The organism is Mycobacterium sp. 360MFTsu5.1 (assembly GCF_000383495.1).
Classification (GTDB): Bacteria; Actinomycetota; Actinomycetes; order Mycobacteriales; family Mycobacteriaceae; genus Mycobacterium; species Mycobacterium mucogenicum_B.
Genome location: NZ_KB911473.1, coordinates 67,221 through 88,162, shown reverse-complemented (window position 1 = coordinate 88,162; position 20,942 = coordinate 67,221). Strand labels below are relative to the sequence as shown.

The 20,942-nt window shown below is 70.0% G+C and carries 18 protein-coding genes; 5 read left to right on the top strand and 13 right to left on the bottom strand.

What is annotated here, in order from left to right:
* Positions 1–24: 24 nt before the first annotated feature.
* The 11 genes from murG to H289_RS0125125 all read right to left on the bottom strand — a co-directional run bounded on the left by murG (position 25) and on the right by H289_RS0125125 (position 13,549).
* Positions 25–1,173, bottom strand: coding sequence for an undecaprenyldiphospho-muramoylpentapeptide beta-N-acetylglucosaminyltransferase (murG, locus tag H289_RS0125175; protein ID WP_029105726.1), 1,149 nt, complete (start codon positions 1,171–1,173; stop codon positions 25–27).
* Positions 1,170–2,894, bottom strand: a complete 1,725-nt coding sequence (gene ftsW / locus H289_RS0125170) for a putative lipid II flippase FtsW (protein ID WP_020103621.1) — start codon at positions 2,892–2,894, stop codon at positions 1,170–1,172. The genes murG and ftsW overlap by 4 nt, the downstream gene beginning before the upstream one ends.
* 292 nt (positions 2,895–3,186) lie before the next feature.
* Positions 3,187–3,852 (bottom strand): DUF5642 family protein, encoded by a 666-nt coding sequence (locus H289_RS32060; RefSeq protein ID WP_020103620.1) that lies wholly within the window; start codon positions 3,850–3,852, stop codon positions 3,187–3,189.
* 69 nt (positions 3,853–3,921) lie between these two features.
* Positions 3,922–5,001 (bottom strand): phospho-N-acetylmuramoyl-pentapeptide-transferase, encoded by a 1,080-nt coding sequence (gene mraY, locus H289_RS0125160; RefSeq protein WP_020103619.1) that lies wholly within the window; start codon positions 4,999–5,001, stop codon positions 3,922–3,924.
* Positions 4,998–6,497: a UDP-N-acetylmuramoyl-tripeptide--D-alanyl-D-alanine ligase gene (locus H289_RS0125155; protein WP_020103618.1), complete on the bottom strand. Its 1,500-nt coding sequence runs from the start codon at positions 6,495–6,497 to the stop codon at positions 4,998–5,000. The genes mraY and H289_RS0125155 overlap by 4 nt, the downstream gene beginning before the upstream one ends.
* Complete coding sequence (locus tag H289_RS0125150; protein WP_029105725.1) at positions 6,494–8,035, bottom strand: UDP-N-acetylmuramoyl-L-alanyl-D-glutamate--2,6-diaminopimelate ligase; 1,542 nt, start codon at positions 8,033–8,035, stop codon at positions 6,494–6,496. Before H289_RS0125150 ends, H289_RS0125155 begins: the two co-directional genes overlap by 4 nt.
* Before the next feature lie 36 nt (positions 8,036–8,071).
* Positions 8,072–10,012, bottom strand: a complete 1,941-nt coding sequence (locus H289_RS0125145; RefSeq protein WP_020103616.1) for a peptidoglycan D,D-transpeptidase FtsI family protein — start codon at positions 10,010–10,012, stop codon at positions 8,072–8,074.
* A complete protein-coding gene (ftsL, locus tag H289_RS0125140; protein ID WP_020103615.1) occupies positions 10,009–11,193 on the bottom strand; it encodes a cell division protein FtsL in 1,185 nt (394 codons plus the stop codon). Before ftsL ends, H289_RS0125145 begins: the two co-directional genes overlap by 4 nt.
* On the bottom strand, positions 11,193–12,314 hold the full coding sequence (rsmH, locus tag H289_RS0125135) for a 16S rRNA (cytosine(1402)-N(4))-methyltransferase RsmH (protein WP_231388128.1): 1,122 nt from the start codon (positions 12,312–12,314) through the stop codon (positions 11,193–11,195). The genes ftsL and rsmH overlap by 1 nt, the downstream gene beginning before the upstream one ends.
* A 1-nt stretch (position 12,315) precedes the next feature.
* Entirely contained in the window at positions 12,316–12,750 is a 435-nt protein-coding gene (mraZ, locus tag H289_RS0125130; protein ID WP_020103613.1) for a division/cell wall cluster transcriptional repressor MraZ, read from the bottom strand.
* Positions 12,751–13,156: 406 nt separating this feature from the next.
* A complete protein-coding gene (locus tag H289_RS0125125; RefSeq protein ID WP_029105722.1) occupies positions 13,157–13,549 on the bottom strand; it encodes an SCO2097 family morphological protein in 393 nt (130 codons plus the stop codon).
* Between the two features lie 210 nt (positions 13,550–13,759).
* Here H289_RS0125125 and H289_RS0125120 point away from each other — a divergent pair, with 210 nt between their 5' ends.
* The 4 genes from H289_RS0125120 (at position 13,760) to H289_RS0125105 (ending at position 17,796) form a co-directional block, all read left to right on the top strand.
* Positions 13,760–14,353 carry a GNAT family N-acetyltransferase gene (locus tag H289_RS0125120; protein ID WP_020103611.1) on the top strand — a complete coding sequence of 198 codons (594 nt, stop codon included), beginning with the start codon at positions 13,760–13,762 and terminating at the stop codon, positions 14,351–14,353.
* A gap of 78 nt (positions 14,354–14,431) precedes the next feature.
* Entirely contained in the window at positions 14,432–15,058 is a 627-nt protein-coding gene (locus tag H289_RS0125115; RefSeq protein WP_051128600.1) for an LppM family (lipo)protein, read from the top strand.
* Between the two features lie 164 nt (positions 15,059–15,222).
* Positions 15,223–16,281, top strand: coding sequence for a bifunctional (2E,6E)-farnesyl/geranyl diphosphate synthase (gene idsA2 / locus H289_RS0125110; protein WP_029105720.1), 1,059 nt, complete (start codon positions 15,223–15,225; stop codon positions 16,279–16,281).
* Between the two features lie 6 nt (positions 16,282–16,287).
* The gene (locus H289_RS0125105; protein WP_020103607.1) at positions 16,288–17,796 is read left to right on the top strand and encodes an alpha-(1->6)-mannopyranosyltransferase A; all 1,509 of its coding nucleotides are present in this window, start codon (positions 16,288–16,290) and stop codon (positions 17,794–17,796) included.
* On the opposite strand, the gene H289_RS0125100 is transcribed toward H289_RS0125105, so the two are convergent.
* Entirely contained in the window at positions 17,783–18,187 is a 405-nt protein-coding gene (locus H289_RS0125100) for an Rv2175c family DNA-binding protein (RefSeq protein WP_020103606.1), read from the bottom strand. The genes H289_RS0125105 and H289_RS0125100 overlap by 14 nt on opposite strands.
* On the opposite strand from H289_RS0125100, the gene H289_RS0125095 reads away from it, so the two are divergent.
* Positions 18,177–19,418 (top strand): protein kinase domain-containing protein, encoded by a 1,242-nt coding sequence (locus H289_RS0125095; protein WP_051128594.1) that lies wholly within the window; start codon positions 18,177–18,179, stop codon positions 19,416–19,418. The genes H289_RS0125100 and H289_RS0125095 overlap by 11 nt on opposite strands.
* A 76-nt stretch (positions 19,419–19,494) precedes the next feature.
* On the opposite strand, the gene H289_RS0125090 is transcribed toward H289_RS0125095, so the two are convergent.
* Positions 19,495–20,880 (bottom strand): class II 3-deoxy-7-phosphoheptulonate synthase, encoded by a 1,386-nt coding sequence (locus tag H289_RS0125090; RefSeq protein ID WP_020103604.1) that lies wholly within the window; start codon positions 20,878–20,880, stop codon positions 19,495–19,497.
* Between the last annotated feature and the right edge of the window lie 62 nt (positions 20,881–20,942).

Here is a 20,942-nt window from a genome sequence, read left to right as displayed (position 1 = left end):
GCTCGGGTGGCAGCTCCCGCGCCGTCACCGGATACCCAATGCGGTGTCCAGGGCGATCTGCGCCACCCGCCGGGCCGCGTCGCGGTGGCCGGCCAGCGCGGCCGCCGTCGTCATCTGATCCAGTGCGGCGGTGTCGCGCATCAAGTTTCCGATCCGTTCGGTGACGAAGTCCGGGGTCAGCTCGGCGTCGTCGACCAGGAGGCCGCCGCCGGCGTCGACCACCGGGAGTGCGTTGAGTCGTTGCTCGCCGTTGCCGATCGGCAGCGGCACGTAGACCGCGGGCAGACCGACGGCGCTGACCTCGGCGACGGTCATGGCGCCGGACCGGCAGATCGCCAGATCGGCGGCGGCATAAGCCAAATCCATGCGGTCGAGGTACGGCACGCCGACATACGGCGGGGCACCCGGCGCCGGTTCCGGCAGCTCGAGGGTGTTCTTGCGGCCGTAGGCGTGCAGCACCGAAACACCTTGTGCGGCGAGGTTTTCCGCCGCGCCGGACACGGCACGGTTGAGCGACTGCGCGCCCTGGGATCCGCCGAACACCAGGAGCACGCGGGCGTCGTCGGCGAAACCGAAGAACTCGCGGGCCTCGGCGCGCAGCGCAGCCCGGTCCAATGAGGTGATCGACTCGCGCACCGGAATCCCGACGACCTCGCTGCCCTTGAGACCCGAATCCGGTACCGCGGCCAGCACCCGGCGCGCCGAGCGGGCACCGACCTTGTTGGCCCAGCCCGCACTGGCGTTGGCCTCGTGCACCACGACCGGGACGGTGCGGCGCCGGCGCAGTCCCCCGCCGCGGGCGGCGAGGTAGGCGGGCAGCGAGACGTAGCCGCCGAATCCCACGACGACGTCGGCGTGGACGGCGTCGAGCACGTCGCGGGTCTCGCGGACCGCGGCCCGGACCCGCAGCGGCAGCCGCGCCAGGTCAGCAGAAGGCTTGCGCGGCAACGGAACCGGCGTGATCAGCTCGAGGTCGTAGCCACGTTCGGGGACCAGCCGGGTCTCCAGCCCGCGGGCCGTGCCGAGGGCGGTGATCCGGACGTCGGGCCGCAGCGCCACGAGTGCGTCGGCGACCGCCATCGCGGGTTCGATGTGACCTGCGGTGCCACCTCCGGCCAGAACCACCGAGATGCGGGGCCCTCCCCCGTCGCTCCGGCCCGAACTCACACTCACCCGTACCGCTGACCTTCCAATGTGCGGACCCGCGGGTCCGACCGGCGCGGGTCACGTCTTTGTTGACCCTTGAGGTCACCATTTTGCCTTGCACGCCGTCCGGCACCGTCGGCCGGTACGGGGTTTCGGCGGGCTCGGTCCGACCGCCGGTCCGGTTCCTCGGTGCGTCGCGTGCGCCGCGGGGCGTCGGTCCGGCGCTGCCGGGGCGGGGGCTCCTGCCTGGTGGCCTGCCGAGTGGGTCGCGCAGACTTCGTGGGCTTTGCCGGCTTGGCGGGTTTGGCCTGCCGGGCGGGGGGCTTGCGGACCGGCTTGTCGCCGCGGCCACGCAGCCGGTCCCGGGCCGAGTCCAGGGTGGTCGGCGAATACGGCACCGGCGGCGGCAGCCGCAGGATCCGGTTCATCCGGTCGTCGCGGCCGGCCCGCAGCGCGGCCACCGCCTCGGGTTCGTGGCGCGCCGCATTGGCAATCAGACCGATCAACAGAAGTGTTGTGGCCGTTGCGGTTCCACCGGCGGAGATGAGCGGCAGCTGGATGCCCGTGACCGGCAGCAGACCCAGCACGTAGCCGACGTTGATGAACACCTGGCCGACCACCCACAGCGTCGTGGTGGCCGTCAGCAGCCGCAGGAACGGGTCGACCGACCGGCGCGCGATGCGCATGCCGGTGTAGGCGAACAGGCCGAACAGCGCCAGCAGGCCCGCCGCGCCGATGAAGCCGAGCTCCTCGCCGATGATGGCGAAGATGAAGTCGTTGTGCGCGTTGGGCAGGTAGTTGAACTTCGCGGTGCCCTGCCCCAGCCCGTCACCGAACATGCCGCCGTTGGCCAGCGCGTACTTGGCCTGCCGCGACTGGTAGCCGATGCCCTGCAGGTCCGAGTCGGGGTCCAGCCAGGCCCGCACACGGTCGGAGCGGTAGCCCGCGGAGACCGCCATGATGGCGGCCGCACCGATGCACAGGACCAGGGAGCTCAGGAAGATCCGCAGCGACAGACCGGCGTACCAGAGCAGGCCGAGCAGGACGATGCTGACCGACACCGTCTGCCCGAGGTCGGGCTCGGCGACGATCAGGCCCAGCGCCAGCACCGCGGCCGGGACCAGCGGAAACAGCAGCTCTTTCCAGCCGGCGTGCTGCATGCGGCGGGTCGCCAGCAGGTGCGAGCCCCAGATCGCGAAGGCGATCTTGGTCAGCTCGGACGGCTGCATGGAGAAGCCGGCGACGACGAACCAGCCGCGGGCGCCGTTGGACAGGTGGCCGATGCCCGGGATCAGCACCAGGGCGATCAGCACGAGGCTGACGATGAACGCCGGCAGCGCCATCCGGCGCATGAACGCGATGGGTAGCCGCAGCGCGACGTAGAACGCGATGAGGCCGATGACGGTCCAGAGCACCTGCTTGGCGAAGATGGTCCAGGGCGAGCCGTCCTCGTCGTACGAGTGCACGCCCGAGGCCGACAGCACCATGGTCAGGCCCAGCGTGATCAGCAGTGCCGCGCAGGCGATGACCAGGTGGAACGACGTCATCGGCCGGCTGAGCCAGGCCCCGAACCGGGCCCGGGGGCCCTGCCGCTTGGGTGCGGCGGGCTTGGCGGTCGACTCTGCGGCCGCGTCTTTGCCCGACTCTTTGCCGCCGTCCGTGGAGTCGCTCGGGTTCTTCTCGTCCGGAGCCTGCGGATCTTCGGGGCCGGCTTTGCCCCGGCGGAGCTTTGCAAGGATGTCCGGCATGTGACTACCCGACCTCGTCGTTCACATTGGTCACAAAAACCACAACTGTCCCTTGCATCCCAAAATCCTCCCCTGTCGCACCCGCAGGGCGCGGCACATCCGGCGCGTGTCGCCGGAATGGGGCGATTTGCCAGGAGGCCGTCGTCACATGGCGCGCGAGGCCGCCGCCCCGCGTTGACAGTGCGCCGAGGGCGCACGTTCCTCGGCTGTGCGTCGCGAATGCAACGTCACGGCGAGATTCGGGGCGTTTTGCCGCCACCCGGTTGCGTTCGCGGCGTGGCCCGGCGGACGATCAGCTCTTGATCGCCGCGACCGCCTTGGCGAGCAGGTCCTTGGCGACCTGCGGGTCGACGTCGGCCTGGACGACGGCGACGGTCTTGTCGCCCAGGACGGCGGTGTAGGTGGATTCCTCGATGGCCTTGCCATTGGCGGTGATGTGCGCCTGCACGCCCATGGTCTTCGCGCCCGCGATGTCGGGGCCGGGGACGCGCTCGACCGTCGCGGTGACGCCGTCGGTCGAGTCGACGGTGAACTGATCGCAGCCCGCATGGCCGAGTTCGCCTGCGGTGCCGGCCGCTTCCGCCGCCACCACGATGACGGTGTGGCCCTCCTGGTTGCTGCCGATGAAGCCCGCGGTCTTGGCGCCGACGCCGGCCGGCGCGAGCGGCTTGAGCAGCGGCGCGCACTCGGCGGGAGTGACGACCGATGGCGGCGTGGTGGTGAGCGCGCCGACACCGGGAGCGTCCAGCTTCTCCTGGGTGACGGTGTCCGCCTCCAGATCCATCGGGTCGTAACCGGGCGGCAGGCTGCTCTTGGCGCCGCCGACCTTCGAGATGTCGTACTTCGCCGCGGCCTGGCCGCCGCTCCCGGACTTGCCGTCCGAACCGCCGCAACCGGCGATCAGCGCCGCGCCCGTCAGCACGACAGCGGGCCCGACCAGGTACTTCTCGACAGTCATGGCGCGAACCCTAACAGCGGGCTCCGGCACCACCGCGCAAATGCTGAATGTCGGCTGGGAGCCGCGTGTCTAGCGGCCACCCGCCGACAGCCACTCGCTGTAGAACAGCGCCACCCCGAGCCCGCAGGCGATGGCGGTGAGCAACCAGAACCTGATGATCACCGTGGTCTCGGCCCAGCCGGCCAGTTCGAAATGATGATGGAACGGCGCCATCCGGAACACCCGGCGCCCGGTGGTGCGGAAGGCCAGAATCTGGACCACCACCGAGGTCACCTCGGCGACGAACAGGGCGCCGAGCACGATGGCCAGCGTCTCGGTCCGGCTGGTCACCGACAGGCCGGCGATGATGCCGCCGAGCGCCAGTGAGCCGGTGTCGCCCATGAAGATCTTCGCCGGCGCGGCGTTCCACCACAGGAACCCGATGCAGGCACCTGCCGTCGCGGCCGCGACGAGCGCCAGGTCCAGCGGGTCGCGGACGTTGTAGCAGCCCGGTCCCGGGCTGGTGGCGCACGCGTTGCGGTACTGCCAGAACGTGATCAGCACATACGCCGCGCTGACCATCGCCATGGCACCGGCCGCCAGTCCGTCCAGACCGTCGGTGAAGTTGACGGCGTTGGACCACGCGCTGACCAGCACCACGATGAACAGCACGAACAGCAGCGGGCCCAGGGTGACGGTCGCGATCTCGCGCACGTAGGACAGGCCCGCGCTGCCCGGCGTCAGCCCGTAGCCGTTGCGGAACTGCAGCACCAGCACACCGAACAGGACGGCCGAGACCAGCTGGCCGACCGTCTTGGCGGTCTTGTTCAAACCCAGGTTGCGGGCCCGGCGGAGCTTGATCAGATCGTCGATGAAGCCGACGGCCCCCAGTGACGTGGCCAGGCCGAGCACCAGCAGGCCCGAGGCCGACGGGCCTTCGCCGTCGACCAGCAGCCCCACGAGATGGGTACCGAGATACCCGCACCAGATGCCGGTGACGATCGCGACGCCGCCCATCGACGGCGTGCCGCGCTTCTTCTGATGGCTGGCCGGACCGTCCTCGCGGATCTCGTGCCCGAAGCCCCGGCGGGTGAACAGCCGGATCAGCACCGGCGTCAGCACGATCGACACCGCGAGCGCGATACCGACGGCGAACAGGATCTGAATCATGCGTGTCCCTCCCGCGCCAGCTCCTCGGCAAGCGCGCCGAGCCCCGCGGAGTTCGAGGCCTTGACCAGCACGACATCGCCGGGCTCCAGCTCGGCGCGCAGCAAATCAAGCGCGGCTTCGGCATCGGGGACGGGCGATACCTCGCTGCCCCACGAACCTTCCATCACCGCGCCGTGTTGCATGGCGCCCATAGTCCTCCCGGTTCCGACGACGACCAGTCGTGACACATCTAAACGCACGGCCAGTCGACCGATGCTGTCATGTTCGGCAATCGCGTCGTCACCCAGTTCGGCCATCTCGCCGAGCACCGCCCAGCTACGCACCGGCGCGCCGGTTTCGGCACGCGCCGACTTGGCCATCCAGGCCAGCGCTTTGAGGCCCGCGCGCATCGAGTCGGGGTTGGCGTTGTAGGCGTCGTTCACCACGACCACCCCGTCGGCGCGGGTGGTGACCTGCATGCGGTGCTTCGAGACGGGGCCGGCGCCGGCGAGCGCGTCAGCCACCTGCTGCAGGGTCGCGCCGCACTCCAGGGCGACCGCGGCGGCGCTGAGCGCGTTGGACACCTGATGGTCGCCGTGTACAGCGAGTGCAACGTCGACGTGCTGCTCCCCCGCGTGCAGGGTGAAGCGCGGGCGGGCCAGCTCGTCGAGGGTGACGTCACCGGCCCACAGGTCTGCCCCGGGAGACCGGGACACCCGCACCACGCGGGCCCCGGTGACGTCGGCCATCGCGGCGACGGCACCGTCGTCGGCGTTGAGGATGACGACACCGGATGCCGGAACAGCTTGCGGCAGTTCGGACTTCGTCGCGGCGATGACGTCGCGCGAGCCGAACTCGCCGAGATGCGCAGTGCCGACGTTGAGCACCACACCGATCGACGGCGGTGCGATCGCGGCGAGCGCGGCGATGTTGCCGGGGTGCCGCGCCGACATCTCGAGCACCAGGAAGTCGGTATCGCCGGTGGCGCGCAGCACCGTCCACGGATGACCGAGCTCGTTGTTGAACGATCCGGGCGGCGCGATCACCTCGCCGAGCGGCGCGAGCACCGCGGCCAGCAGGTCCTTGGTCGACGTCTTGCCCGACGAGCCGGTGACGCCGATGATCCGCAGGCCCCCGGCGGCCAACCGGTCGGCCACGGCGCGGGCCAGCTTCCCCAGTGCGGCCAGCACTGCGGCGCCCGAACCGTCGGTGTCGTGCTCGAGTGCACCCGAGGCCGAATCGACCTGTCCGGCAACCGGTTTGACGACGATGGCCGGCACCCCGACCGGCCGCGCCGCCAGCACCGCGACGGCACCGGCCGCCACCGCACCCGCGGCGAAGTCATGTCCGTCGGTGTGGGCGCCCGGCAACGCCAGGAACAACCCGCCTTCCGTGACGGCCCGCGAGTCGAATTCGACGGTTCCGGTCACGCGTGTCGAGGCGGCAGCCTCGGGCGTGATGTCGGACAGCTCGCCGCCGACGATGTCGGCGATCTCTGCCAGGGTCAGGTCGATCATGCGGGTGACTCCCCAGCTTTCCCGGCCGCTGCATCGAGCGAGGCGGCCAATTCATCACGATCATCGAAGGGCCGGGTCTGGCCGGCGCGGGTCTGGCCCGACTCGTGGCCCTTGCCCGCAACCAGGACGGTGTCCCCCGCGCGCGCCCAGGCGACGGCGTGGTCGATGGCGGTCCGGCGGTCACCGATCACCACCACCTCGGCCGAGCCGTCGGCGGCACCCGCGGCGATCGTGGCCCGGATGAGGTCCGGATCCTCGTCGCGCGGATTGTCGTCGGTGATCACGACCAGGTCCGCGAGTTGCGCGGCGATGCGTCCCATCGGCTCACGTTTCCCGGCATCCCGGTTGCCGCCGGCGCCGAAGACCACGGCCAGCCGGCCCCGGGTCTGCGGGCGCAGCGTCTGCAGCACCGCTTCCAGGGCGCCGGGCTTGTGCGCGTAGTCGACGAGGGCCAGGAAGTCCTGCCCGCGGTCGATGGGCTGCAACCGGCCGGGCACGGTGGCGGTCGCCAGTCCGGGTGCCGCCTGCTCCGGCGTGACGCCGACGGCGTCGAGCAGTGCCACCGCGAGCAGCGCGTTGGCGACGTTGTAGCCGCCGGGCAGGCCGATCCGCAGCGCGTGCCGAGCGCCATCGGGCCCGACGGCGGTGAACTGCTGGCCACCGCGATCGGCGGCGATGTCGGTGACGGTCCAGTCGGCGTCACCGGTGGTGCTGACGGTCACCGGATCGGCGGCGCGGGCCGCCATCTTCCGGCCCCAGTCGTCGTCCACGCAGACGACCGACACCTCGGCGTGGTTGGGCGAATCAGGTTGGAACAGCCGGGCTTTGGCGTCCAGGTAGTCGTCCATGGTGGGATGGAAATCGAGGTGGTCGCGCGACAGGTTGGTGAAGCCGCCGGCGGCGAAGCGCAGCGCGTCCACCCGGCCCAGCGACAGCGCGTGGCTGGACACCTCCATGACGACGGTGTCGACGCCGCGTTCGACCATGGTGGCCAGCAGCGCCTGCAGCGCCGGCGCTTCGGGGGTGGTCAGGGAACTCGGCAGGTCGCGCCCGTCGATCCGGATGCCGACGGTGCCGATGAGCCCGGCCACCCGCCCCGCGGCGCGCAGCCCCGCCTCGACCAGATAGGTGGTCGTGGTCTTGCCGGAAGTCCCGGTGATGCCGATGACGCGCAGCCGTTCGGAGGGCCGGCCGTAGATTTCGGCGGCGACCTCGCCCAGGACCGCCCGCGGGTCGGGGTGCACGAGGACGGGCACACCCACGTCGAGGAGTTCCCGGCCCGCCGGGTCGGTCAGCACCGCGGCGGCGCCGGCCGCGACGGCGTCGGCGGCGAACCGCGCGCCATGTGCGGCTGATCCCGGCAGTGCCGCGAACAGGTCACCGGCGACGACGTCGCGGCTGCTCAGCGTGACACCGGTGACGCGCAGCTCCCTGGCCTGGGCCTCGGATGGCAGCGCGGCGCCGACGTGGTCGGCCAACGAGCCCAGCGCGGCCCCGACAGGGTCAGCGGGGCGCAAGGTAGGCGAAGACATGGCCATGACACAGTACCGGGCCGGAGACGGGCGCCCGGCCCGTCAGGTGGCCTGCAGGACCAGCGGCGGACCGGGGTCCGGTGACAGCGGCACGTTCTCCCGCTGCATCAGCCATGCCGCGATGTTGTGGAACAGCTGTGCCATGGAGTGGCCCGGCGTGCCGTCGGCATTGCGCTGCGGGTTGTTGGCCATGATCCCGACGACGTAACGCGGGTCGTCCGACGGCGCCATGCCGGCGAAGGTGATCCAGTAGTGGTCGTCGTCGTAGTAGCAGCCGCAGGCCGGGTTGATCTGCTGGGCGGTGCCGGTCTTGCCGGCCATCTGGTAGCCCTCGACAGCGCCCGGCCAGCCGGTGCCCTGCTGGGTGCCGCGCGGGTCGCGCTGGAGGGTCGCGCGGAACATGTTGCGCAGCGTCGCCGCGGTCTGCGGCGACACGACCTGCACGCCCTCGGGCGCCGCCTGGTCCTGATGCGTGCCGTCGGCCGAGACGATCGACTTGACGATGCGCGGCGGGATGCGCAGGCCGTCGTTCGCGATGGCCTGGTACATGCCGGTCATCTGGAGCAGGGTCATCGAAAGGCCCTGTCCGATGGGCAGGTTCGCGAACGAGCTGCCCGACCACTGGTCGATCGGCGGGACCAGCCCCGCGCTCTCGCCGGGCAGGCCCGAACCCGTGCGCTGGCCGAGGCCGAACTTCGTCAGCATGTCGGCGAAGCGCTCCGGGCCGACCCGCTGGGCCAGCATCAGGGTGCCGATGTTGGACGACTTCCCGAAGACACCGGTGGTGGTGTACGGGTCGGTGCCGTGGCCCCACGCGTCGCGGATGGTGACGCCACCCATGTTGTAACTGCCCGGAACCTGAAGCACCTCATCGGGATTCGAGAGCCCGAACTCGATGACCGACGCCGCGGTGACGATCTTGTTCACCGAGCCCGGCTCGAACGGCGACGTCGCAGGCAGGTTGCCCATCTGCTTGTCGTCCTGCCGGTTCAGTTCCTGGGCCGGATCGAAGGTGTTGTCGTTCGTCATGGCGAGAATCTCGCCGGTCTTCGAATCCAGGACGACCGCCGAGACGTCGTGCGCGCCGGACATGTCCTTGGCCTGCTGCACCTGCTGCTGGACGTAGTACTGGATGTCGTTGTCGAGCGTGAGCTGGATGGTGGCGCCGTTGATGGCGTCGTGCCGGTCCCGGTAGCTGCCGGGGATCACCACGCCGTCCGAGCCGCGGTCGTAGGTGACCGAGCCGTCGGTGCCGGAAAGCTTTGCGTCGAAGGAATCTTCGAGGCCGAGCAGGCCGTGGCCGTCCCAGCCGATGTCACCTACGACGTTCGCGGCCAGCGAGCCACCGGGGTACTGCCGGATGTCCTGCCGCTCCGCGCCGACCTCGGGGTACTTCTTGGTGATGGCGTCGGAGATCGCCGGGTCGACGGCCCGCGCGAGGTAGACGAACGAGTCCCGGCCGGTGATCTTCTTGGCCAGGGTCGCGGCGTCGGGCTTGTTGTTCAGCAGGCCGGCCACGCCGACGGCGATCTCGTTGAGCCGCTTGTCGGGGTCCGGCGCCGCCGGGGTCTTGGCCTTCGCCTCGGTCAACTGCTGACGGATCCGGTTCGGCTGGAAGGTCAGCGCGCGGGCCTCGATGGTGAACGCCAGCTTGGCGCTGTTGCGGTCGACGATGCTGCCGCGCACCGCCTTCTGCACGTCGGTGACCTTGAGCTGGCTGGCGGCCTCGGCGCGCAGACCGGCCGCCCGCGGGCCCTGCAGGAAGAACAACTGCACGGCCGCGGCCAGCAGCACCACCGCGATGACGATGTTGCCGGCCTTGTGCCGGAACCCGAACGAGCCGGTCCGGCCCTCGGGAACGACGGCTTCGCGGGTACGCCGGTCGTGCGCCGAATGCGGTTGCGCGGGACGCGGTTTGGCGGCCGGACGCTTGCGTGGCGTGCCCGGCGCAGCACCCGTCTTGCGCGGTCGCGTGCCGCTCATGCGGGAAGGCCGGGGGCAGGCTGCGCCGGCAACGCGGCCGGGACCGGAGCCGGGGCGACCGGAGCCGGGGCCTGTGCGACCGGGGCCTGTGCGACGGGCGCCGGCAGCGCGGCCTCAGGCTGCAACGCGGGGCCGGGCAGCGTGCCCAGTCCAGGCACCGGGAGCGCCGGAGCCGCAGGCACGGGCGCCGCGAGGGCGGGCGCCGGGACCGGGAGTGCCGGTGCGTGCACGACCTGCTCGCGCGGGTCGACCACGACGGGCGCCGGAGCGGCGGCGGGGGCCGGAACGGCCCCCGGGACCGCAGCTGCTGGAGCCGGAACGGCACCAGGGACCGGTATAGCTGCTGGAGCCGGAACGCCCGCCGGAGCGGGGACGGGAGCGGCAACAGGTGCCGGCACCGGGGCGGGTGCAGCGGCCGGGGCCGGGCGCGGGGCCGCGGCCGGGGCCGCCTCGGGCAGTGGCGTGTTCAGCGGTGGCGGCGGCACCCCCTGCGCCGGCTTCGGGCTGCCGACCAGCAGCCAGTTGCCGGTGGGGTCCTGCACCAGGTGCGCGGTGTCGCGCGACGGGATCATGCCGAGGTTGCGCGCCGCATCGGCGAGGGCCGGCGCGGCCTGCGCGACCAGCACGTCGCGCTCGAGCGCCTCTTTCTGCTGCTGCAGAGCCTGATTGATCTCTTTGGCGCGGCCCAGCTCGTACGACCGTTCGGCCGCGGAGGTCGACAGCCACAACGTGACGCCCAGGCCCATGCCCAGCGCCCCGATGATCAGCACGACGAACGGCACCCGCGCGATCAGATGCCGCGGGTTGAGGTCCATCTCGGCGATGCGGATGAGCAGCCGCTCCCGCAGCGGGGTGCGAACAACCTTGGGCGCCTTGGCCTTCCGAGCCTTGGCGCGGGCCTTGGCCTGCGAGGCGCTCTTGGGGCGCGACGGCGCCGCCGTGGGCCGCGCGAACGGCGTGGTCTGCGGGCCGGCGCCGGTCGGCTTGGACCGCTGCGGCCGGACGTCGCGCTTGCCGCGCTTGACGCGGGCGTCAGTCTTGTTGTCGCGCTTGGCTTCCCCCTTGCCACCCTCGCGACGCGATGCCGGGTCGCCGCCGCGGCGTGTGGCGCGGCGGCGCGGATCGGGGTCGGAGTCCCGTCGAGCATTGCCGCCGCGTACCGGTGCTGGCCGCTTTGCCATCACAGACCTCCCCTTGTGACAACTTTTTCCAGTGCGCGCAGGCGGACGGACGCGCTGCGCGGGTTCAATTCGAGTTCGTGTTCGTCGGCCCGCTCGGCGCCCCGGGTCAACGAGGTGAAGAGCGGCTCGTAGCCGGGCAGCTCCATGGGCAGGCCCTCCGGGGTACGCGATGCGATGGCATCGGTGAAGTACCCCTTGACGATTCGGTCTTCCAGCGACTGATACGCCTCGACCGCGATCCGGCCGCCGGGACGCAGCGCGTCCAGCGCGGCGGGGATCGCCGTCCGCAGGCAGTCGAGCTCGCCGTTGACCTCGGTGCGCAGCGCCTGGAACGTCCGCTTGGCCGGATGCCCGCCGGTGCGACGTGCCGGGGCCGGGATCACCGCGTAGAGCAGCTCGACCAGCTCGGTCGTCGTGGTGAACGGGCGGCGGGCGCGCTCCCGGACGATCGCGCCGGCGATGCGCGAGGCGAACTTCTCCTCGCCGTACTCGCGCAGCACGCGGGTGAGCGCCTTGGCGTCGTAGGTGTTCAGGATGTCGGCCGCGGTCAAGCCCGAGGTCTGGTCCATCCGCATGTCCAGCGGTGCGTCCTGCGCATACGCGAAACCGCGCTCCGCCTGGTCGAGCTGCATCGAGGACACCCCGAGGTCGAACAGGATGGCGTCCAATTCGCCTGGCCGGTAACCGGATTGGGTCAGCGCCTCGTCGATGCCGTCGTACGGGGTGTGGACCAGGTGCACGCGGTCACCGAACGGCGCGAGGCGCTCCCCCGCGAGCCGCAGCGCGGTCTGGTCGCGGTCCAGGCCGATGAGCGTCACAGCGGGGAACCGCGTGAGGAAGGCTTCGGAGTGGCCACCGGCGCCCAGCGTCGCGTCGATCATGACTGCGCCGGCACCGTCGGCGCTGCCCCGGGTGAGTGCCGGGGCCAGCAGCTCGACGCAGCGGTCCAGCAGCACCGGAATGTGCGGCCGACGATCGGTCAACGCAACACCCCCAAAAGGCTTCAGCTGGTGGATTTGTGCGGCCCCTGCAGCGAGGTCTCTGTCCGAGTTCGCGAACCTGACGTTGGGGAAGTACGCCAGGGCCGGTTCGGGCAGAGGCCACGCTGCACGGGCCTGCAGGTCAAAGGGTGCTGCCGAGCGCTTCATCGCTTGCCGCGGAGAAGTTCTCTTCGTGAGTTTCTTGGTAGGTCTGCCAGGCCGCGGCATCCCAGATTTCGAGGTAGTCCACCGCACCGATCACGACGCATTCCTTGGTCAGGCTCGCGTAGCGACGGTGATCGGCCGACAGGGTGATGCGGCCCTGAGCGTCGGGGTGCTGCTCGTCGGCGCCCGCGGCGAAAACGCGCAGGTCGGCACGAGCAGCGGGGTCGTTCCGGGGAGTGCTCGCCACGCGGCGGGCGATCTCGGCTTCGAACTCGGCCCTCGGGTACACGGCGAGGCTGTGATCTGGACTTTTGGCGACCATCAACCCTCCTGCCAGTGCATCGCGGAACTTGGCGGGCAACGTCAGTCGCCCCTTGTCGTCGAGCTTCGGCGTGTAGGTACCCAGGAACATCAGGCACCTCCCACCACTCCGGAGTCCGTCTCTCCGATGTCCGCCACATTACCCCACAATCCCCCACTTCTCTCCATCTCAAGTCTAAAAATCGCCTTATCTGCCCCACCTGACGCAGCAATCACGAGAAATCTGGGGTGGAGTTCGGCATCAAACAGCCTGGATGAGCGATGAAATCCCAGCTGGAGACCCATGTGGGAGATTGGTGGGGCGTTGTGGGGAGTCGCGGAGCGCAGCCCCTGAAAAATCGTGGCGCACGCCGCCGCCGGCAAATTTCGCTACCAACCCGGCGTGTCGCGGGTCACACCGCCACGAACAGGCAAGAGCGCGTCGAAAACAAACCAGGCCGAGCGAAAAACAAAACAGGGGCAGCCGAATCGGCTACCCCTGCGTCACGCGTCAGCGTCTATTCGTCGAACCGGCGACGGAAGCGGTCTTCCATACGGTTGGTGAACGAGTTGCCGGCACGGGACCGCTTGGACTTGCCACCCCCCGGGGGCGACTTCTCCTTGGACAACACCCGGGGACCGGTCACCGCGAAGACAGCACCGGCAAACATCACCACGAAACCGATGACGCTCAGGATCGGCAGCTGGTTGATCCACAGAATCCGAAAGGCCACACCCAGCACCAGCAACGCCAGACCCAGGACGAACAGCCCCGCGCCCTGCAGTCGCCGCCGCGCCGACGGCGCGCGCAGCGTGCCGCCCCGGACACTCGAAGCGAACTTCGGGTCCTCGGCGTACAGCGCACTCTCGATCTGGTCGAGCATGCGCTGCTCATGATCGGAGAGTGGCATCCGCGCCTCCCAACTCACACCGCTGCCCGCAGCGGCTCCTGACGTCTGCACCCGTGGTCACGGATACCTAACAGTCATGATACGAGGTCACACAGACACGTACCACATACTTCAGACTCCCGAATTGTAAGACTGGGACGTCGGCCGGGCGACAGCCCCTGTTCAGAAACCCGACACCCGACTTCCCTGCCGCACCGAAAGGCTCACACCGTGGCGACGCTCCTGACCGATCTGTCGCCGGCTGACATGCAGCACCGCCTCGACGACGCGCTGTCCGTCTACGTCGACGCGATGCGCTACCCACGCGGCACCGAACGCCAGCGGGCCTCGATGTGGCTGGAGCACACCCGCCGCGACGGCTGGACCGGAGTGGCGGCGTTCGACGTCCCCACCACCGACGAGGCACCGGAGGCCGCACTTCGATCCGCCCCCATGCTCGGGGTCGCCTACGGGTACCGCGGCGCACCCGATCAGTGGTGGTACCAACAGGTCGCGACCGGCCTGCGCCACGTCGGCACCCCCAGCGAACGCATCGACCAATTGATGAACGGGTATTTCGAGCTCACCGAACTGCACATCCACCCGCGGGCGCAGGGGCAGGGACTCGGCGAGGCGCTCACCCGGCGGCTGCTCGCGGGTGCCACGGAATCCCACGTCCTGCTGTCCACGCCGGAGATTCACGGCGAGGACAACCGGGCCTGGAAGCTGTACCGCCGGCTCGACTTCCACGACGTCATGCGCAGCTACTTCTTCCCCGGTGATCCCCGGCCGTTCGCCATTCTCGGCCGGGCCCTGCCACTCTGAGCCGCTGTGCACGCCCCCATCTGGCACGATAACGGCGTGAACCGCCGCCGCCACCTGCGTGCCTTGCTGCTGTTTCTGATGCTGCTCCCCCTCGCGGTCGGCTGCGTGCGCGTCCACACCTCGCTCACCATCTCGCCCGACGACCGGGTGTCCGGTCAGATCGTGGCCGCCGCGAAGGCCAAGAACGCCGACGACAAGGGTCCGCAGCTGACCAACAGCCTGCCGTTCGCGCAGAAGGTGGTGGTCTCGGACTACCGCAAGGACGACTACGTCGGCTCCGAGGCGGTGTTCTCGGACCTGAACTTCTCCGAGGTGCCGCAGCTTGCCAACCTGAGCCGGGACTCGGCCGGCGCCGACATATCCCTGCGCCGCGCCGGTGACCTGGTGATCCTCGAAGGCCGCGTCGACCTGACGACGCTGAGCGATCCGGATTCCGACGTGACGCTGTCGGTGGCGTTTCCGGGCGACGTCACGTCGACCAACGGCGAGCGCGTGGCCAGCGACATCGTCCAGTGGAAGCTCAAGCCCGGCGTCGTGACCACCATGAAGGCCCAGGCCCGCTACACCGACCCGAGCGCGCGCTCGTTCACCACGGCCGCCATCTGGATGGCCGTCCTGGCCTTCGCTGTCGCCGGCGTCATCGGCGGCCTGGCCTACTGGAGCCGCGACCGCTCGCCCAAGCTCGCCGCCGTGTCCGATGAGTGAGTTCGCCGCAGTGCCGACAAGCGACTTCGCCGCAGTGCCGACGAGCGACTTCGCCGCAGTGTCCGACCGCCGGCCCGGCACCCTCTAATCTGAATGCACGATTTCGGGGTCAGGAGAGGGGACGCGCGCTGAGCGTCGATGCCGCAGGTCCGTCGGCTGGCGAGCTGGCGAATGCCATCACAGATCAACTGCGCGACTATCTCGCCGAGCGCCGGCGGGACAGCGCCTACATCGGCGACGCCTATGCCGATGTGACGGGAGCACTCGAAGAGTTCGTCCTGCGCGGCGGCAAGCGGGTCCGCCCGGCCTTCGCCTACTGGGGCTGGCGCGCCGTCGCCCCCGATCCGGGCCACCCGGCCGACCCGGCGGTGCTGCGCCTGTTCTCCGCACTGGAACTGCTGCAGGCCTGCGCCCTGGTCCACGACGACGTCATCGACTGTTCTGCGACCCGGCGCGGCCTGCCGACAGTGCACCGGCTGTTCGCCGACCGGCACCGCCGGCAGGGCTGGCGTGGGTCGTCCGAGCAGTTCGGGCTGTCCGCGGCCATCCTGCTCGGTGACCTCGCCCTGTCCTGGGCCGACGACATCGTCGCGAACGCCGAGCTGTCCGCCGACGGGCGCCGGCGCGTCAACGAGGTGTGGGCGCACATCCGCACCGAGGTCCTCGGCGGGCAGTATCTCGACATCGTCGCCGAATCCAGTGGCGCCGACACCGTGGCCTCGGCCATGAACGTGAACCTCTACAAGACCGCGTCCTACACCGTCACCCGGCCGCTGCAGCTGGGCGCCGCGGCCGCCGCCGACCGCCCTGACGTGCAGAAGATCTTCCACTCGGTCGGCAACGACCTCGGTATCGCGTTCCAGCTGCGCGACGACGTGCTCGGCGTGTTCGGCGACCCGGCCGTCACCGGCAAGCCGTCGGGTGACGACCTGCGCTCGGGCAAGCGCACCGTGCTGCTGGCCGAGGCCGTGGAACTGGCCGAGGCCTCCGACCCGGCCGCGGCGGCCCTGCTCCGCGACTTGATCGGCACCGACCTGACGGACGGCCAGGTCGGCGAACTCTGCGGCGTGATCGAGGCCGTGGGCGCCTTGGGCGCCGTCGAACAGCGCATCGCGCTGCTCACCCAACGTGGACTGGACGCCCTCGCGGCCGCCCCCATCGACGAGGGCGCCAAGGCCGGCCTCACCGAACTCGCCCGGCGGGCGTCCAACCGGTCCGCGTAGGCCACGATGTCGACCTCGACCACGGCCCCCGGGGCGCTGGCCCGGCTCACCGCCTTCGGACGATCCGACGAGGGCCGCCCCGCGCTGCTCGGCTTCGCCGGCGCCATCCTGATCGCCCTCGGCGGCCTCGGCGCCGGCAGCACCCGGCAGCACGATCCCCTGCTGGAGTCGATGCACCTGTCGTGGTTCCGGTTCGGCCACGGGCTGGTGGTGTCGTCGATCCTGCTGTGGACCGGCGTGGCCCTGATGCTGGTCGCCTGGCTGGCGCTGGGCCGGCGCGTCGTCGACCGCACCGCGACCGACTACACCATGATCGCGACGACCGGCTTCTGGCTGGCGCCGCTGCTGCTGAGCGTGCCGGTGTTCAGCCGCGACACCTACTCATACCTGGCGCAGGGCGCGCTGCTGCGCGACGGGCTGGACCCCTACCTCGTCGGGCCGGTGGACAACCCGAACTCGTTGCTGGACAACGTCAGTCCCATCTGGACCACCACCACCGCGCCCTATGGCCCGGCATTCATCCTGGTGGCCAAGTTCGTCACCATGATCGTCGGCGACCACGTCGTCGAGGGCACCATGCTGCTGCGGCTGTGCATGCTGCCCGGCCTGGTCATGCTGATCTGGGCGGCGCCCCGCGTGGCCCGCCATGTCGGCGCCAACAGCGCTGCCGCCCTGTGGATTTGCGTCCTCAACCCGCTGGTGATCATCCACCTGATGGGTGGCGTCCACAACGAGATGCTGATGGTCGGCCTGATGATGGCCGCCATCGCGCTGACCTTCGAACGGCATCCCATCGCCGGCGTCAGCCTGATCGCCCTCGCGGTGGCCGTGAAAGCGACCGCGGGACTGGCACTTCCGTTCATGGTGTGGGTCTGGATGCGCCAGTTGCGCGAACGGCACCCGTGGGGTCAGGTCCGCGCCTGGCTGGCGGCCACCGCGGCGTCCGGAGTGATCTTCACCGTGGTGTTCGCCGTGGTGACGGTGGCGGCGGGCGTCGGGCTCGGCTGGCTGACGGCACTTGCCGGTTCGGTGAAGATCGTCAACTGGCTGACCGTCCCGACCGCGGTGGCCAATCTGATCCACGCCATCGGCGGACTGTTCACCACCGTCAGCTTCTACGCGGTGCTGGACGTCACCCGCATCATCGGCATCGCGATCATCGCGATCTCACTTCCCTTGCTGTGGTGGCGATTCCGGCACACCGACCGGGAAGCGCTGATCGGCATCGCGCTGGTGATGGCGGTCGTGGTGCTGTTCGTGCCTGCCGCGCTGCCCTGGTACTACACCTGGCCGCTGGCGATCGTCTCGGCACTGGCGCAGAGCCGGTCGGCCGTCGCCGCGATCGCCGGGTTCTCGACCTGGATCATGGTGATCTTCAAACCCGACGGCTCGCACGGCATGTACTCGTGGCTGCACGTCATCCTGGCGACGGGATGCGCGGTAGCCGCCTGGTATTCGCTGGCGCACGCGCCGGAGCCGAAGACGACGGCGGCCGAGCCGGCTAGTACGCCATAGCCTGAGCGCGCCGCAGCACTTCCCTGGCCTGGTGCGAATGCAGCGCGTCGACCGGACGCGCATTGGCGACGCGCTCGGTGGTGCCGTCGCGGGTCAGGGTCAGCGACTCGTCGGCGGTGAACAACCACCGCACGATGTCGGTCTCGTGGTAGCCACCGTCGCGCAGCAAGACGAGCAGGCCCGGCAGCTGCTTGACCACATGTCCCTTCGCGTCGAAGAAGAGCTTGGGCACCACGATGGCACCGTTCCGGCGCACTCCGAGGAGATGTCCGTCCCGCAGCTGCTGGTGCACCTTGGTCACCGGGATACCCAGCATGGATGCCACTGCGGGAAGGTCGTAGACCGCTTCATCGGGATCGATAACGTCCTCGGCGGCCGGAATGCTGCTCACGCAGGAGATTCTAGAGCCGTACCATTGCCGGGTGCAGCCATCCCGACAACCGGACCCACTTATCGGTGCGGTACTGGACGGGCGCTACCGCGTGGATGCACCGATTGCCAGTGGCGGCATGTCGACGGTGTACCGCGGCCTGGACACCCGGCTCGACCGCCTGGTGGCACTCAAGGTCATGGATTCGCGGTACTCCGGCGATCAGCAGTTCCTGACGCGCTTCCAGCGCGAGGCCCGCGCCGCTGCCGGCCTGAAAAGCCCTGGGCTGGTGGCAGTTTACGACCAGGGGTTCGACGGCAGGCACCCGTTCCTGGTGATGGAGCTCGTCGAGGGCGGGACGCTGCGCGAGTTGCTGCGCGAGCGCGGCCCGATGCCGCCGCACGCGGTGGCGGCCGTGCTGGCCCCCATGCTCGACGGCCTGGCGGTGGCCCACGAGGCGGGCCTGGTGCACCGCGACATCAAGCCCGAGAACGTCCTGATCTCCGACAGCGGTGAGGTCAAGATCGCCGACTTCGGGCTCGTGCGCGCCGTCGCTGAGGCCAAGATCACGTCGACGAGCGTCATCCTCGGCACTGCGGCGTACCTCTCCCCCGAACAGGTCAGTACCGGCGACGCCGACCCGCGCAGCGACGTCTACTCCGTCGGCATCCTGGCCTACGAGCTGCTGACCGGCACCACACCGTTCACCGGCGACAATCCCCTCAGCGTCGCGTATCAGCGGCTGGATCAGGACGTACCGCCGCCGAGTTCGGCAATCGCCGGTGTGCCAAAGCAATTCGACGACCTGGTGGGCTGCGCGACGGCCCGCGTGGCCGACGACCGCTACCTCGACGCCGGCGACATGGCGGCCGAGCTCGCCGCGATCGTCACCGACCTGGGACTGCCCGAGTTCCGGGTCCCGGCACCGACGAACTCGGCGCAGCACACCGCGGCAGCCGCCCAGCGTGGCCGTGCCGACCGCACCACAGTGGCGACGGGCCGGGCGGCCGCCCCGAAGCCGGCACCGCAGCACACCCTGCAGTTCACGATGGATCCCGCGATGGACCCCGCGTTGCTCGAATCACCCGTGGTGACAAAGCAATTCGCCGGTATCGACCTCGACGATTTCGCCTGGGCACGGCAGCGCTCGCGGCGTGCGGTGCTGTTCTGGCTCATCGCCATCCTGACGCTCACCGCATTGGTCGCCGCCGGCGCCTGGACGCTCGGCACCAACATCGACGGGCTGTTCTAGAAACGCCGAATGGCCACCTGCCGCACGGGTTTCGCGTGAAAACCAATGCGCCGGGTGACCATTCGGCGGGGTGAAGCTAGTCGCGCAGCATCTCCGCGACGAGGAACGCCAACTCCAGGCTCTGCTGGGTGTTCAGGCGCGGGTCGCAGGCCGTCTCGTAGCGGCCCGCCAGGTCGTCGTCGGAGATATCCTGCGCGCCACCAAGACATTCGGTGACGTTCTCGCCGGTGATCTCGACGTGGATGCCGCCCGGGTGCGTGCCCAGCGCACGGTGCACCTCGAAGAAGCCCTGCACCTCGTCGACGATGCGGTCGAAGTGCCGGGTCTTGTAGCCCGTCGAGCTCTCGTGGGTGTTGCCGTGCATCGGGTCGCACTGCCAGATGACCTGGTGGCCGGAGGCCTCCACCTTCTGGATGATGCCCGGCAGCACGTCGCGCACCTTGCCGTTGCCCATCCGGCTGACCAGCGTGAGCCGGCCCGGAATGTTGTGCGGGTCAAGGCGTTCCACGTACTCGACGGCCATCTCGGGCGTCGTCGTCGGGCCGATCTTGATGCCGATCGGGTTGGCGATGGTCTCGACGAACGCGATGTGCGCGTGGTCCAGCTGACGGGTGCGCTCGCCGATCCAGACGTAGTGCGCCGACAGGTCGTACAGGCGCGGTTCGTCGAACTCGGTGGACAGCCGCAGCATGGCGCGCTCGTAGTCGAGCACCAGGGCCTCGTGGCTGGCGTAGATCTCGGCGGTCTGCAGGTTGCGGTCGTTGACACCGCAGGCCGTCATGAAGTTCAGGCCACGGTCGATCTCGGCCGCCAGCGCCTCGTACCGGGCACCCGCCGGCGACGTGCGGACGAACTCGCGGTTCCATTCGTGCACCTGCTGCAGCGACGCCAGACCCGACGAGGTCAGCGCCCGCACCAGGTTCATCGCGGCGCTCGCGTTGGCGTAGGCCCGCACCAGGCGCGACGCGTCGTGCACGCGCACCGCGGGGTCCGGGTCGAAACCGTTGACCATGTCACCGCGGTAGGACGTCAGGCCCAGCGAGTCGGTGTCCGACGAGCGCGGCTTGGCGTACTGCCCGGCGATGCGGGCCACCTTGACCACCGGCATGCTGGCGCCGTACGTCAGCACGACGGCCATCTGCAGCAGGGTCCGGATGTTGGCCCGGATGTGCGGCTCGGTGTTGTCGACGAACGTCTCGGCGCAGTCGCCGCCCTGCAGCAGGAACGCCTTGCCCTGCGCCACGTCGGCCAGCTGCAGCTTGAGCTTCTCGATCTCGGACGGCACGGTGATGGGCGGCACGCTCTCGAGCACCTTGCGCATCGCAGCAGCCTGGTCCGCAGGCCAGCTGGGCTGCTGCGCGGCCGGACGGGACAGCGCGTCGGCAAGGCGCGTGCGCAGGTCCTCGGGCAGCGGGGGCAGCTCGGGCAGCTGGTCGATGGGTACGTCGACGGTCCAGTTCACGTGTCTATGGTACCGGCGCCGACCAGCGACTATTTACCCGCCAAAACGGCACCGATCGACGG